The organism is Pseudomonas sp. CFBP 13719, assembly GCF_014842095.1.
Lineage (GTDB): Bacteria > Pseudomonadota > Gammaproteobacteria > Pseudomonadales > Pseudomonadaceae > Aquipseudomonas.
In genome coordinates, this window is the sequence record NZ_JACYVB010000002.1 from 702,090 (window position 1) to 716,549 (window position 14,460).

General features: G+C 55.5%; 12 protein-coding genes. 8 read left to right on the forward strand and 4 right to left on the reverse strand.

Going from position 1 to position 14,460, the window contains the following annotated elements; translation table 11 throughout:
• Positions 1–12: 12 nt before the first annotated feature.
• From IFT57_RS09040 to IFT57_RS09055, 4 genes are all read right to left on the reverse strand, one after another.
• Positions 13–1,236 (reverse strand): hypothetical protein, encoded by a 1,224-nt coding sequence (locus IFT57_RS09040; RefSeq protein WP_192151224.1) that lies wholly within the window; start codon positions 1,234–1,236, stop codon positions 13–15.
• Between the two features lie 62 nt (positions 1,237–1,298).
• Positions 1,299–2,555 carry a hypothetical protein gene (locus IFT57_RS09045; RefSeq protein ID WP_192151226.1) on the reverse strand — a complete coding sequence of 419 codons (1,257 nt, stop codon included), beginning with the start codon at positions 2,553–2,555 and terminating at the stop codon, positions 1,299–1,301.
• 77 nt (positions 2,556–2,632) lie between these two features.
• Positions 2,633–3,505 carry a hypothetical protein gene (locus IFT57_RS09050; protein WP_192151228.1) on the reverse strand — a complete coding sequence of 291 codons (873 nt, stop codon included), beginning with the start codon at positions 3,503–3,505 and terminating at the stop codon, positions 2,633–2,635.
• Positions 3,506–3,601: 96 nt separating this feature from the next.
• Positions 3,602–4,246 carry a hypothetical protein gene (locus IFT57_RS09055; protein WP_122530798.1) on the reverse strand — a complete coding sequence of 215 codons (645 nt, stop codon included), beginning with the start codon at positions 4,244–4,246 and terminating at the stop codon, positions 3,602–3,604.
• Positions 4,247–4,570: 324 nt separating this feature from the next.
• Here IFT57_RS09055 and IFT57_RS09060 point away from each other — a divergent pair, with 324 nt between their 5' ends.
• The 8 genes from IFT57_RS09060 (at position 4,571) to IFT57_RS09095 (ending at position 14,428) form a co-directional block, all read left to right on the forward strand.
• The gene (locus tag IFT57_RS09060; protein ID WP_122530796.1) at positions 4,571–5,968 is read left to right on the forward strand and encodes a TackOD1 domain-containing metal-binding protein; all 1,398 of its coding nucleotides are present in this window, start codon (positions 4,571–4,573) and stop codon (positions 5,966–5,968) included.
• On the forward strand, positions 5,968–7,296 hold the full coding sequence (locus tag IFT57_RS09065) for a glycosyltransferase family 2 protein (protein ID WP_420286319.1): 1,329 nt from the start codon (positions 5,968–5,970) through the stop codon (positions 7,294–7,296). The genes IFT57_RS09060 and IFT57_RS09065 overlap by 1 nt, the downstream gene beginning before the upstream one ends.
• A gap of 7 nt (positions 7,297–7,303) precedes the next feature.
• Positions 7,304–8,116, forward strand: a complete 813-nt coding sequence (locus tag IFT57_RS09070) for a hypothetical protein (RefSeq protein WP_122530793.1) — start codon at positions 7,304–7,306, stop codon at positions 8,114–8,116.
• 150 nt (positions 8,117–8,266) lie between these two features.
• Positions 8,267–9,004, forward strand: a complete 738-nt coding sequence (locus tag IFT57_RS09075) for a hypothetical protein (RefSeq protein ID WP_192151230.1) — start codon at positions 8,267–8,269, stop codon at positions 9,002–9,004.
• A gap of 89 nt (positions 9,005–9,093) precedes the next feature.
• Entirely contained in the window at positions 9,094–10,302 is a 1,209-nt protein-coding gene (locus IFT57_RS09080) for a hypothetical protein (protein ID WP_122530789.1), read from the forward strand.
• Between the two features lie 612 nt (positions 10,303–10,914).
• The gene (locus IFT57_RS09085) at positions 10,915–11,937 is read left to right on the forward strand and encodes an HlyD family secretion protein (protein WP_122530787.1); all 1,023 of its coding nucleotides are present in this window, start codon (positions 10,915–10,917) and stop codon (positions 11,935–11,937) included.
• A 7-nt stretch (positions 11,938–11,944) separates the two neighbouring features.
• A complete protein-coding gene (locus IFT57_RS09090; protein WP_192151232.1) occupies positions 11,945–13,165 on the forward strand; it encodes a hypothetical protein in 1,221 nt (406 codons plus the stop codon).
• A gap of 21 nt (positions 13,166–13,186) precedes the next feature.
• Positions 13,187–14,428, forward strand: a complete 1,242-nt coding sequence (locus IFT57_RS09095) for a hypothetical protein (RefSeq protein WP_192151234.1) — start codon at positions 13,187–13,189, stop codon at positions 14,426–14,428.
• Positions 14,429–14,460 lie beyond the last annotated feature (32 nt).

Below are 14,460 nucleotides of genomic sequence, written 5' to 3' on the forward strand. Positions count from 1 at the left end.
ACCCGTAAAGCGTTACAACCCCAGATCTTGGCCAAAGACAATGTCGCGCCCGGTGCTGCTCTTCTGCAGATGCTCGCGTAGTCGACTAGAGCCTTTGGCATGGGCAAACCAGGCGATCTGATGCTCTTCAAGCCCCATGGTCAGGAGCGTGTCATCTTCTATTCTGACGAGCGCCGCCTGAAGCCAAACTCGGCAGGTGTTCTCTTCCCATGCCAGATTCTCGAAATCCTCCAGTATTCGAGTGATGAACCCGGCTTCAAGCTTGTCGAAGGACTCAACGAAGTAATCAAAATGACTAACGATGGTACTTGTCCCGTCGTAACCCAGTGCCGACGCCCGGTTCAAAACATCAACCAGGCACTGCACGGGCTGGTAGGTCTGCTCAAGCTCTTCGCGCCCCTCCAGCCACTGCTTGATCACTAAGCCCAGTTGTATCAAAGCACAGGCTGCATGCTCGCGTGGCATGCGTTCGAGCAGCGCAAAGGCATGATCTCGGCGTTTTACAAATTCGCTGCCTGGAGCATTGCTCAGGTAGCACGCAAACATCGCCTTGATGCGCTCCTTTGCATCTTGAATGTCATCGATACGACCCAACATCACCAGACGGACTGGATCGCCGTCAGGTACCAGGCTGCGACAGATGGTGCTGGCAAGCTCCATATCCAGCATCTTCTGACTGTGAGCATCCAGATCAGGGTATTGGCTCAAAAGCCGCTCGATCGCTGGCGCACCTGCCCAGGCAATTGCGGAAACCTGAAACTCAAAGGACTTTCGATGAATGCGTGCAAATGCTGCCGGATTGTATGAAAGCATGCCATCGGATCGAAACAAGCCAGGTCTTGGCACCGAAGTAAATCTCACATCTTCGCGATGTTTCTGCATCGCTCCCAGCTCCCCGGTGGTTGATCCGTCACAGTAAAGATCATGCAACTCGTCGAGCATGATGCCCAAGGTCGGGTGCTCGCGAACCGAGGCCCACAAGAAAACACCCAGGACATTGGTGGGCAGCTTGTCGTTGATTTGTGCACCATTGCTGCTCGCCAGCATGGAGGCAGACGCCTGCTTGAGGCTGCCATAGTGGGCCAGAATGCTTTCGGCCAGATGCTCGGCAGTCAAGAGCAGGTCTTCGACCTTGTAGAGCATTCTGTCAGACTCCAACATGAACGTTTGACACACCGTGACGATGTGTCGCTGGTGTTCAGAGGTCGGAATAGCGTCGAGCTTGAGCAGGTTCATGGGTTTCTCCTATGCCCCATTGTCTGCGCCGCTGAGACGCAGGGTCAAGGAACACTCACGTCCTAGAGACCCAGATCCTGGCCGAAGATGATGTCTCTGCCGGTACTCGACATGAGCAGGGCCTTGCGCAGTACATCCGATCCTCTCGCCTGGGCAATGCGCGAAAGTACTCGCTCATCAATACTCAGCGAAAGCAGCTTCTGCTCATCCACAGCAAAGAGAATCGCCTCCATCAAAACTTTGGCCGAATTGGTGGTGTTCTGACCGAACTCTATGGATTTGAACATCGTTTCGACGATGGCGCCCTCATCGTGCATGTACACGAACGCTGGGCGTAAAGCCCGGAGCACGTCATAGCCATGCCTGCTGGCGCGGTTCAGGACGGTGACCATGCAAACGACTGGATCATAGGGGTTGCCCAGGTCACAGCCGCCATTGTCCAGCCACGCGCTCAAGACGTCAGTCAGTTGCTCCAGCGCATTTGTGGCCTGATCGGGCGTCAAGGTATCAATAAAGTTGAAACAATCATTCAAGCGAGCCATGAACGGGCTAGCCGGATCATTTACTACCTCCAGCACGCCGTTGAAGAGGCAGCTGATGCGAGCCTTGGCATCTTCGACGTCATCGAGCTTATCGCGCAGCAGGCGCCTTACAGGATCACCCGCTGGCAGGTCGGAGAAATAGACCCGATTCACCAGGTAGTTGTCGATCAACCTTTGGCTGTCAGCGCCCATTTTGGGGTAATGACCCAGCAAGCGCTCTATCCCACTCTCGCCCTCTGCAAAAAAGGCATTGAGCTGGCGATTCATTGCGCCGTGGTGGACGTTTCGAAAGGCTGCAGGGCTGTACATCATGACCCCGGCGCTATCCCACAGCTGCGGACGTGGCGTTCTGATGAACCTGGGATCCTGCAGTATCCCGGTCATGGATGACGCTGCCTGGGAATACCCAGAGTGGCAGTACAGCTCGTGCATCTCATTAAGTATGATCGATAGCAGCGGGTGCTCCCGCACGCAGGCAAAGACAAAGGCCTCCATCACCGGCATGGGCAGCAGCTCATCAGGGCTGCAGTAAGCTCTGAGTGCCCTGGATGCCTCGTTCAGCGTTCCATAGTGAGCGAGGATCATCTCAGCCAGGTTCTCTGCAGTAGCCAGAATGTGGTGAGTGCCGCATTCATCTCTGGAGGCCCGGTGTATGAACTCCCGACAGGTGCCAATGATATGGCTCTCTGGGGTGGGCGCATCAACCTGAGCGGGCGCGGGCGCTGGCGCTGGCGGGTTGGCCTGGAACATTTCTTTCAAGCTCTGATCAATGATCACGGGGAATCTCCTATCCCCCATTGTTCTGCCTGAATAAGCCATGGGTCAAGCCGCGCCGGTCACCCCTAATGAGAGATTCACCGCTCTGGGGAAAGCTCTACACCCAGTTTCTTGGCCAGCTGAGTCAGCTCGTCAGAACGTTCGTCGACTAGCTGCTCCCTCATGATCTCAGAAGCAGCCTGTTCCCGAATCTTCGACTCCCCCAGGGTTTCACACATGGGCGCCGGCACCAAGCCACGGGCTGCCATCTTGCGTAGGTAGTCCAGGTACTGGGCATCGGGTCGGCTGCGCCCGAATTCCTCGGACAGGTTCACGCCATGGTCAATCAGGTGCTGGTTGTTGGCGGCGAAGCCCTTGAACTGATCAATGGTGATCATCGCCTTGACTGCCAGCTTCTCAGGGCCAAAACCCCACACATGCTGGGTCAACACATTCAGCAGCGAGCTGCCCATGGTGTGGGCTACCTCTGTTCCTGTGTAGCGTGCAACACCCCCGCTGGTCATGACGCCAGGCGCAAGAGGCGCGGTCGACTCGAAGACCTTGTTGGACATGGCCTTGAGCTCAGCATGATCACCCTTGATGATCCCGAAGGTAGCGTAAGCGTGTTCACCCTCCTCAAGTCCCGGCATCTGAGTCTTGACCAGGGCTATCTCCCCGGCAGGTACGTCGACCAGCGGCGTGCGCCATACCGGCAACTTCAGTACGTGGGTGAATGAAGCATTGAGAACGTCTTCAGGGTAATCGTTACGCTTGGCGAGGTTGTCCAGGTGATGGTCATTGACCAAAAAGCTTACGGGCGCTACGGATCCTGGCCCGGCGATGGCCGAGGACAGTTGAATGGGCATCACATCGTAGTCGTTGAAGACCCGATCGCTGACCACTATGCCAACCATGATCGTCGTGCCACGGGTGACCAGGTCAGGATCGACGAGCGCAAATTGCAATTTCATACAAATTCTCCTTTTCACCAGTGTAGCCAGGCAGCATCGCTGATAACCAGATAGTGATCTCATTACTCACGCATCATTGAGTATGAGACGTAACGCTCAAAGCCCCAGATCCTGGGCCATGAGAATGTCACGCCCGGTGCCTGTTTTCTGAAGCGCCTCCTTGAGCCCCTCTGAACGACGGGCCTGTGCCAGCCAGGCAACGACCCGCTCATCCTCCACTTCAGCCAACAGTGTGTCTTCATCCAGGCTTAGCAGAATGGATTCTACCCAAAGAGAGACGAAGGTCTGCTTTCTGGCTTCAGCTTCAATCCTCCCAAAGGCAAAGTCGACGAGCCCTTTGCCGCTCTCCTCCCAGCACATCTCCGAGTTCATCACCCTGAGGCCATCAAAGCCATGATCTCCCGCTTTTACGAGAAGGTGCTGAAGATTGTCGACCATGGCCTGGCCGTACGAAACGCGCTCGTTGTTCGCCAGCATGTTCGAGATATTGCCTTCAATATCATCTATAACCTTAGCGACTTGATCCGTGCGAAGATTTTCAACAAGCTTGAACAGCCGGTTGGTTTTTTGTCTGTAGGATGCACCCGACCAATCAGTTTCGACGGTGAGTCTCGAATCACTATCACTGTAATGAAGCAGCTCCCTCAACAGCGAACAAATTTCTTTGCCCGGAAAGCTGCCCGCCGCAGTATTTTCGCTGCTAGACGACCCTGAGCTTTGTGTGTTGATCTGGGTTTTCACGAAGGAATCCTTTTTCAACAGTATAGCCCTGCAGATTTTTATCCTGCTAGCGCCTGCATTTGCCAAAGCGTCACCCCCTGCCAGGCTGTCAAAACCTGAGCCCGCAAGCGTTCCGCTGCAGCATCAATTCAAATTGATCGGGCAGTGTCAGACAACGACAACCGGTCACTATATTCGATTTAAACGTATATTGACAAGACCCGTTTTGGGGGTAGAATTGACCTACAACAACAAGAAAGATGCTGCGCTGCCACGGGGCTCTACCCAGGGTTTCCAGCCTGCACAGCCTTGTTCATCCGATAACAACAAGAAAATGTGGTGAGCATGAATCAGCCCAAAGTGGCTTTTGTCCGAAAGTCAGCTCCTTCGAGTCGTCAGGACGGGTTATTTGCCCATTTCCCTGATGCTCAGGCCCTTCTCAAGGATCCTGTCGATTTCGATATCGTGATCCTTGACCAGACTGCCGAGCTGACCGGTCTTTTCCTGCGCCTTCTGCGCGTCAGTCCTCGCTACCGTTTCAAGCTCATCTATGCCCGCGACCAGAGCAATGCCCTGAACACATCGCTGTCCGATGGCCTGCCCCCTGAAAACTTCTTTCTGATCAGCCAAGCCTGGAGCGCCGTCACCGAGCGCCTGGATGCATTCAACCGTGGCAGCCAGCCAGAAAGCTTCGAAACCCGAATTCTCGCTTACCTGTGGATGCGCGAAGGCAGCACCCTGCGCGCCGTGGGCAACAACAAACTGAACCAGCATTACCACTACCCTCTGCTCGATGCCTTGATGGGCAGCGAGAAAGCACACGCTTTTACCTGGCTGAGCTTGATGGAAGGTAAGGGTCTGCTGGAACCTGCCGGCATTGTCGACCGCATTCGCATGTGCAAAGGCTGTGGCTCAAGCCGCCTGAATTATGTGGACGTGTGCCCTGAGTGCAACTGCCTGGACATCAAGCGCCAGCCAGCCATCCACTGTTTCACCTGTGGTCACATCAACCACCAGGACAAGTTCCTTGTTGGTGGCGTGATGAACTGCCCAAAATGCCTTACTCGTCTGCGCCATATCGGCAGCGACTACGACCGCCCGATGGAGAACTACAGCTGTAATGGCTGCCATGCCTTCTTCGTCGATGCCAAGGTCGATGCGCGGTGCCTTGATTGCGGCGAATGCCACGAGCCCTCAGAACTGCGCATGCAACTGGTGCAGGACTATACGCTGACCGAGAAAGGTCGGATGCTCTGCCGCAATGGCCTGCTGTTCGAGCAGACCCTCAATGAGAAGTTCGTGCGTGGCAATTTCGTTTCGTTCGATCAATTCAAGAACCTGCTCGTCTGGCAGATGCAGATGGTCAAGCGCTACCCCGAGTTCTGCTTCACACTGCTGGGCGTGCACATGCACAACCTTGAAGCGGTGATGGGCGAATTGGGTGTGATCAAGGGCAATGCCTTTGCTCAAAACCTGGTTGAGCGCATCAGCGCCAACCTGCGTGAGACCGATCGCGCCAGCCGCAGTCAGGACGATCATCTGTGGGTGTTGTTGCCCCATACCGATGCCAAGGGTGCCAGCAAGGTCGAGCCGCGCCTCCAGGAGATCCAGAAGCTGTTGAGCACTGCATCGGCTCAAGTGAAGATGTCGGTGGCTTCGGTGAGTATCCAGCAGGGTCACAAGCTTGATGACGAACCCGAGGGGCTGCTGGCTCACCTGCGCGACCAACTGGGTGCCGCATGATCGAGAGCATCATTGCCTACTGGCAGTCGTATGCCCACGACCTGGGAATGGCCGACGGTACCTTTCGGCTGTTCCTGATGATCTTCCCCTTCTTCCTTGTGTTCGAGGTGCCTCTCAACGTCTTGATCATCCTGGGTGTGGGGCGCTGGTTCCTTCGCATGAACACCCTGCCGCCCAAGCAGAGCCTGTACACCCCGAAAGTCTCGTGCCTGATCACCTGCTACAGCGAAGGTCTGGACGTGCAGAAGACCCTGCTCAGTCTTTGTGAGCAAATCTACGCGGGTGAAATCGAGATGATCCCGATCATTGATGGCGCCACCGCCAACAAGGTCACCATGGACGCCGTGCGGGCCGTGAACGTCGACAAGGAGCGCTACCCTCGCCGCTTCCTGCGCCCGATCGCCAAATGGCAGCGTGGAGGCCGTGTGTCTTCGCTCAATGCCGGCCTGTCCCTGGCAACCGGTGAGATCATCATGGCCCTGGACGGTGACACCTCGTTCGACAACGACATGGTCAGCACCATCGTGCGCCACTTCGAAGACCCCAAGGTGCCGGCAGTCTCCGGAAGCTTGCGGGTGCGTAACGTGTGGGCGTCCATGACCACTGCCGTGCAGGCGCTTGAATACCTGCTCTCGATTCACCTGTCCAAGGTGGGCCTGGCCGAGTTCAACATCGTCAACAACATCTCCGGGGCCTTCGGGTGCTTTCGGAGAAGCTTTCTGGAAAAGATCGGTGGCTGGGACACCCACACCGCTGAAGACCTGGACACCACGCTACGCATCAAGCAGTACTTCAAGCGCGAAGGCCTGCGCATCCCGTTCGAGCCGCGTGCCGTGGGCCATACCGACAGCCCCACCACCTTCAAGCAGTACCTGATGCAGCGCCTGCGCTGGGACGGGGATCTGTTCTTCATCTACATGCGCAAGCACCGGCACGCCATCCAGCCCCGCCTGATCGGCTGGCGCAACTTCCTGATGACCGCCTATGCCGGCCTGTTCTTCCAGCTAGTGCTGCCCTTCATCATCTTCGGCTACATGGTTGCCGTGCTGTTCCTGCTGCCACCGGGCCAGATCATCGTGCTGACCGCCATGGTGTACGCCCTGTACGTCGCTGCTACCGCTCTCATGTACCTGTTGTCCGTAGTGCTGGTGTCCGAGCGCCCCAAGCAGGATCTGAAGCTGGCACCGCTGGTGCTGGTCTTCCCGGCAGTGATGTTCGTCATGCGCTGCTGGAGTGGTCTGGCGATGCTCAACGATGCCTTCCGTCGCGGGCATGAAGAGACTTCCATGGCACCTTGGTGGGTGCTTAAACGTGCAAAAAAGTTCTGAGGTATGTATGCAACAAGATGATATAAACAACTATGAATTCGAAATATTCAAGTCCGAAACATATAGATTTGAAAATTCGCCAGCCACAAGAAAAGTGGCATGGAGCAGCATTGATAACTTCTACAAGCTAATATTAGAGTGCAATGAAATTGTAGAATCCAGCCTAGCCAAAAATAATAATTATCAGAAAAAACTGAAGGTAAAGATATTCAATTACCTTGTTGGTTCTGCAGAAAGATTTTATTGGTCGCTCAAGAACGAGGATGGTAACTGCATCGTTGACGATGAAGACATCCAGCGCTATGCAATCCACGATTCAAAAAAGATTTTGGAGTCAAGAATAGGGTTTATGAAGATGCTTCAAGATCAGGACTCCGCAGACAACTGGGATCTGCTTAAGAAAGCAGACTTTATTTCTGAGAAGTACGCGCACAAAGAAATCCTGATTCACAATAATTATAAAAATTCACTACATTGGATAGACGATTTAATCGAATCACATAAAAAGGACTTTAAAAACAGTCCTAGTTTCTACCTTGTTGGGGCTGGAGAGTGGAATTTGATATCCAAAGGCAGAAGCAACAGGATATCTGATCTTAAGGATGTTTGCCGAAAGACTGGGATGAGCAAGCACTCTCAATCACTAATTAATAAATATTGGCATTCTGAATGCAATCCATTCGAAGAATTTTACTCGCCGCTTAAAATATCCAGGCTAAATAAGCCATTGATTGAGAGCAGCTCTGTAATCGAATTCTGTTTACAGCTGGCATCATATTCACTAGAAGAATGCAAAAAAGAGATTTTGCTTCACCTGTAAAAATATTGTGACCAATGTAATTTCAAAGTAGCTAACCATTCGGACGAACCTTTCAATGCCACCAATGCGCACGTTATGAAATCTTTTTTTTATCTCTGTGCGCTGCTGGTGCTCAGCCTGACAAACACCACCCAGGCAGAGTCAGGCTTAATGCATAGCACCTACGCCTGGCACTCCCAGACCCTCCTGAACCCCAAAAGCAGCCAGGAGGAATTGACGACTCTCTCGCAGTACGGGATTTCGAGGATCTACCTGGGGCTCTCGGCTGCCCAGCTCCAGACACCCTCGCAGACCGGCTACGCCCTGAACAACCTCATCAAGCGGGCCCACATCCAGGGCATCGCTGTTGATCTGCTGCTGGGTGACCCCGACTGGATCGCTCCCGAGCACCAGGGAAAGCTGCTGTCGATCATCAATGGCCTCAAGGACATCCCCTTCGACGGCATGATGCTGGACATCGAGATCGAGCAAAGCCAGGTGCCCGCCGAGCAGCGAGTCGCCCTGTGGGCCCAGACTGTCGAGCTGGCCATTCAAAATTCACCATGGCTTGTCACTTCGGCCAGCCACTGGCGCTGGTACAGCAAGAGCCCGGCAGTTTGCGAGCAAAACAAAAGCCTTTCTTCGGCCTCCCTGATGATCTACTCGACCAACGTTGAAGTGATCCGCAGGCGCGCCCTGGAAGCCCAGGCAGTGTGTCCGGATGCGCAGATCAGTGTCTCGCAGAGCGTAGAGTCGATTCTTTCCTCCCAGGAGAGCTGGGCGGGGGCTGCAGGTTTTGATGAGGTTCGTGGTCGTCTGGAAAAAGCCCTGGCCGGTACCGGGGTCAAGTCGATCGACTGGCAGGACTGGGACAGCCTCAAGAAGATTCCCCCGCGTGCCGCCCGGTAGCCGCTGGGCTGTAGAAAGAGAATTGGCGACCCTGCCATACTGACCTCAATGACCAGGATGACCTGGCGCCCAGCATCAGGATCAAATCCATGGCCCTCAGCCCAAATATCGAGTCGTTTTACACCAAGGCCAAGAGAGGGGTTTGGGCCTGCGATGATCTTATGGCAGTCGCGAAGGAGTGCGAGGAGTGGTTTCTCTCTGACGATCTGGTTTTTGATTGGCTCGAACCCAGGGTGACTGCAGCAGACCGGGCTGGCGAAATCATCCCCACCGACAAAATGGTATTTGCAATGGCGATGGCGCTCTGCATTCCATCCGAGAAGACGGGTGATCTTTTCAAGCTTCGACACGCCATCCTGTGGGAAGACGCCAACGCGATTGGAAAATGGGTAGTGGACATCTCCGCTGTGATTAAGCAAAGCCTTCCTGAACACAACGTGGATGTACTGACCGCCTTCAGCCATCTGAAAGACAGAAGCGTCAGCGAGGTCGCCCGTCGATGCTACGCCGCAGACATGATGGAAGTGCAGCGCGATGCTGCCGGCTGGGACAACCTGGACGTATTCCTCAAAACGCTCCCCGAAGACCCCGATAAAGCCAGGGAGCCCGCTCTCAGCATGCTCGCACGATTTCCTGAGCACACCGGCACCGCCATCTATCGACACTTCGTGAGGAACGCACGGGATGAGCGCGACCTCTTCCGCGCCCAGGTCAACAACCTGCGCCACAGCCTGATGGGCGACTACTATGACAACATGAGCTGGGTAGTGAGCAAGGGGCCTAAATACCCGACATTGCTGCCCAACAGCGCGAGTGTTATTCCTCACTTTGCGCCTGACGCCGCCAGCGAAATATTCATGCAACCAGATTTCGCCGACAAGGTGCGGATGGACGCTGAGCACCTGGTCAGGGACTTCTTTCACCGCACAGACGAGGCTCTGAGAAACCCAGAGAATGCGCCACATGTGCACCAGATCACCAAAGCCTTCATTGAGGCCGGGATCCCGCCCGTGGCCATCATCAGTTGGTGCGTGTTCAGGCGCAAGGTGAGTGAGCCCTTGGTACCCCTGCCCCTGGCCCTGGGTGAGTACGCGGCCATGGGACTGGTTGAGCAGGACTTCTACGCGCAGGTCTACCGCCAGTTTCTCAAGGACGTTACCCCAACGCAGATCGCTGAAAGCTGTTTTCGAGATGAGACGTTCGAGTCTGCCTATCGACTGACGGGTGACAAGAGCATTCTCAAGAATGCCAGAAGCCGAGTTAGGGATGCGTGCTTTGGGAGCGACCTGGGGCTGTGAGCCTTTCCCAACCGCAGAACGCAAAAAACCCCAGAGCGCGTACCCTGGGGTTTTTTCTTCTCTAGGCCAGCCAGTGGGGCTGCTAGACGTCGGCGGCTATGTGTTTTCGATCTCAGATGGATTTCGAATACCTGGCACTCGCTCAACATTCGATGACCCAGCCCTAGTGGACTGTTCTTTGTGGTCACGGCTGCACTGGACTTAGGGGTCTGCCGGTGGTCACTGCGATCAATGCTGGACTGAGGATGCCGACCTCAGTCGACTGCTACTCCTTAACCGCTCTGGTCTGGATGGCTATGGGTCAATCTTAACGCAATATATGCCTATGTCAACGATTGGCTAGTGCGTTGATCATTTTCGTGACAGCTGCCACAAAAAGCACGCTGCTGATTCCATAAATTGAGCCAGCCTGGAACGCGCCTTCGGCAATATACCTTCAAATCGTGGTAAAATCTTTCGACCTGTGTTTGCGTGCCCTTGCCCCATTGGCCACCTTAGATGTGATGGATCATGGCCGCATCCCGCATGGAAGAAAAATGATCAAGGTCACTGCCGGTACCACCAACAGGCTGACCTGAAAAATCCTATAAGAATCGCATCGAGCAGCCACCCATGAAAATCAGCTTCAACAGCAGCAAGGAAGCCAAGCCCACCGAGCACGAAGGCATGAACGTCATTTATGGCGCTGGCAAGCGTGCAGCATTCAAGATTCGTTGGTACTTCCTGCTGGCGCTCGTAGCCTCGCCCCTGTTGATTCTGGGCGGAAAGGTCGCGGTGTCCCTGGCCATGACCGACGCCCCCGGAAAGCTCGTACTGCCCACCGCCGAGGTGTACAGCCCCGAAATGGGTGTGATCAAGGCCCTGACCATCAAGCCGGGCGATCAGGTGCAGCAGGGACAGATCATCGGTGAGCTTGAAGACATGCAGCTTGATTACCGCCTGAGCACACTGCAGGCCTTGGCAGAGCGTGATCTATCCGCCGAGCAGAAGCTGGCGCGCTCCCAGGAGCTTCAAGTGCTCAATGCCGAGGTCAAACGGGCGAATGCCTGGTACAACACCACGCGCAAGATGAAGGCTGAGGGCGTGCTGACCCAGATGGAGGAGTCCCAGGCATCCCAAGGCTTGCTCAATGCTCGCACCAACCTGATGCGCCAACAGATTGCCAGCGCTGGCCAAAGCCGTGTAGACGGCGACCTGCAGATCGAGCGCCAAGGCGAGCTTGAATACCTGCTCAAGCGTCAGGATCGTCTTCGCATCATTGCTGGCGCCAGCGGCAAAGTTATTGAGGTTCCGCTCAAGCAGGGCCAGTCGGTCTCTGCCGGCGACCTGGTGGCGCGTGTAGACAGCGATCAGCCCGCCACGGCCCAGATCTACCTGAATCCCGATGATCTTTACCGGGCTGAAGTGGGCGCCAAGCTGAGCATCCTTCTGCCAGGCGGCAAAAAGCTTCATGGCGAGATTGTGAAGAGCCCGACGCTTGCGGTACGCATGCCGACCGAGCTCAAGGAAGCTTTCAGCGAGAACCAGATGGGCGTATTGGTCAATGTGCAGATTCTGGACAATCTTCAGAACATCGAGCTGATCGATCAGTTGCCGATCAAAGGTAGATTCCCCTGCCCCTTCAATTTCCTGTGAGGCGGTGATGGTTCCCGAGCAGCTTCTGGAGTTTTGCCGACAATCGCCCGACTTCTCGTTGGGCGAGCACGCCATCGCCGAACTGGCCGAAGAGGCCTGCCTGTGGCTGCTGATCCATGTGGATGAGGACATGCCCTACGAATCGGCTCTCGCTGCCATTGCGCCGATGTGGGTGGACGATGGCAACCCGCGCAACAAGAGCATCAATTTCTGCCGGGCCATCCTGTCCAACCTGCTGAAGCTAACGCTGGCGCGCCCCAACAGCTATTTCCCCGTGGTGTTCGACGCCTACTGGAAATTCATGATCAGTTTCACCCTCACGATGTCCTTGAAGCTTTACGACAAGGCAGTGGGGGTCGATCTTGCCCGGTGCTTCAAGATCCTGGGGGCCGAGCGGCTCAAGCAAGCAAGCCGCCTCTACAACGCACCCCTGAGCGACGTATTGGTCGAGGCCATTGCCACCGATGACGTTGAGCTCTTCAAGCTGATCTGCTCCAAGCCCGATGGCGGCGCCTACCCTTATTACAAATGGCAGAGCCTGGCACAGTTCGAAGATGCCCCGGATTCGCGCATCCTCCTGGAATGCCCCGACTTGAATTGTCCACAGGGCCAAGGCGAAATCTACAAGGCCCGCGCCGCGATGATTCGCTACACCCTGGAGCCGCAGGCCTCAAAACGCCGACTCAAGTACCTGACCCGCAATCCCCCTGGCAGCCCCAAGACCCTGGGCGTGGGATTTGAGAGCTGGCGCCAGCGCGACAATGACGCCGACACTTTCTACAGGCGCCCCGAGTTTCAACAATGGATCCTGGCCAACCCAGTCGACGCCATCAAGGCGATCTATGGCCCAAGCCTGAATCTTCAGATCTATGAGCCCGAGATGTGGGCGCTGGCCGATGAGATCACGGGTATCTTTCTTGACGCCGGCATGCGCCCGCAGGACATGATCACCTATGGCCCGCTCAACCGAGGCAAGTTTGGCACGCCCGTCGAGATCGATGAGGCGCTGAACTACCTGGGGCACCTGTCGGACATGAACCTTCGCTTCTACGCCTACATCTACCTGGCCTACCTGCGTACCTTCACCATCGAGCAGGTGATTGAGGGGTGTGACGGATGCGACAGAACCCTGTTGGGTGCACACAAGATCCTGCGCGATAATAGGTTATTGCAGGCCATGGGTGGTGATGCTCGATCCGATACCCTGGCAGCCGACCTGGGCTTGTAACCCGGCACCAAGGACTTACCCATGATTGACCTGAAGATCCTCGACCTCTACCACCAGACCCTGAAGGGATCGATCGATCGGGAGTTTTTTGCCACTGCAGCCCCAGCGGTTGAAAAGTGCCTGATGAATTTTGTCGACCAAGAAGACCCCGCTGAAGATCTGCTCTACATGATCTTCCAGGACAGCGAGGATTTTGGGGTCGAGGACTTTTTCGGCTGCGCCGTAGACATTGGTCAGGAACGCCAGGAGCACCAGAAGCTGCTGCTGTTCATGCTCGCAACGGCAATGTCAGCTCCCACGCAGAACCTGACACGCATTTTCGACGCCTACATGCTGTTCATCAACGACCACACCTTCCAGATGAAGGACACCTTCCAGGTCTACGCCGATAACCTTCTGGGTGACATCCGCTCGCTGATCAGGCTGGCTGAGCCTTCAAAAATCAAACATATGCTGCGCCTGACCGACGTGTCGGCGATAACCGCACTGGTGGATGCGGTTGCTAACGACGACCTGAAAGCCTACAACCGGCTGTGGAATGTTGTGGATCATGCCGATGACTGGCACAACAAGTTTGGCACCCTGGCGCTGTTTCCCATCGACTCAGACAGCATGATCCACAAGGCCCTGATCCACAGCGACCAGGATCGCAAGGATCTGTTCCTGGCCAAGGTTTTCGCACTGCGCAAAGAAGTCGAGAATGACTTCACCAACGCCTGCTGCTATCTGCGCAACAAAGACGCGAGCGCGCCCACGCTGTTTCCCAACCATCGAAATGGCTGGACAGCCATCAGCCCAACCCATGAGCCGCTTTTCTACACCCAGAAAGCGTTTGCCGAGGGCATTGCCCAAGACATGCACCGCTGCGTTCGTGGCTTCTTCACGCCCAAGAAAAAGCTGGAGATACGCGCCCACGACGGCTGGGATCACATAGATGCAATCACACAGGCGTATCTGGATGCCGGCGTATCGGCGCAGTACCTGCTGACCCACGGCATATGTAGTGAATCAGAAGGCGCTCCACTGGTCTCGATGCAGCAGGCGATGGGGCGCTTGGGGATGCTGGACAAGGAATCACTTCGCTTCTATGGCGCGACCTTCAAGGCCCTTTTTAAGGACTTTGATACCAAAACCCTGCTGGGCTACTGCGCCACCGACGAAAGCCGCCAGGCGCTGTATGCCGTGACTCAGGATAAGGATATTTTGACCCTGGTGGGAGATCGGGTCAGGGATGCGATGTTCGGGTCGGATCTGGGGCTTTAGGGCTTCTGCCGTACACATATCCGGCGCTAAGC

Bases quoted from the DNA above. Each gene is read 5' to 3' on its own strand.
- IFT57_RS09040 (WP_192151224.1), bottom strand. From the start codon at position 1,236: ATGAACCTGCTCAAGCTCGACGCTATTCCGACCTCTGAACACCAGCGA.
- IFT57_RS09050 (WP_192151228.1), bottom strand. From the start codon at position 3,505: ATGAAATTGCAATTTGCGCTCGTCGATCCTGACCTGGTCACCCGTGGC.
- IFT57_RS09060 (WP_122530796.1), top strand. From the start codon at position 4,571: ATGAATCAGCCCAAAGTGGCTTTTGTCCGAAAGTCAGCTCCTTCGAGT.
- IFT57_RS09070 (WP_122530793.1), top strand. From the start codon at position 7,304: ATGCAACAAGATGATATAAACAACTATGAATTCGAAATATTCAAGTCC.
- IFT57_RS09075 (WP_192151230.1), top strand. From the start codon at position 8,267: ATGCATAGCACCTACGCCTGGCACTCCCAGACCCTCCTGAACCCCAAA.
- IFT57_RS09080 (WP_122530789.1), top strand. From the start codon at position 9,094: ATGGCCCTCAGCCCAAATATCGAGTCGTTTTACACCAAGGCCAAGAGA.
- IFT57_RS09085 (WP_122530787.1), top strand. From the start codon at position 10,915: ATGAAAATCAGCTTCAACAGCAGCAAGGAAGCCAAGCCCACCGAGCAC.
- IFT57_RS09090 (WP_192151232.1), top strand. From the start codon at position 11,945: ATGGTTCCCGAGCAGCTTCTGGAGTTTTGCCGACAATCGCCCGACTTC.
- IFT57_RS09095 (WP_192151234.1), top strand. From the start codon at position 13,187: ATGATTGACCTGAAGATCCTCGACCTCTACCACCAGACCCTGAAGGGA.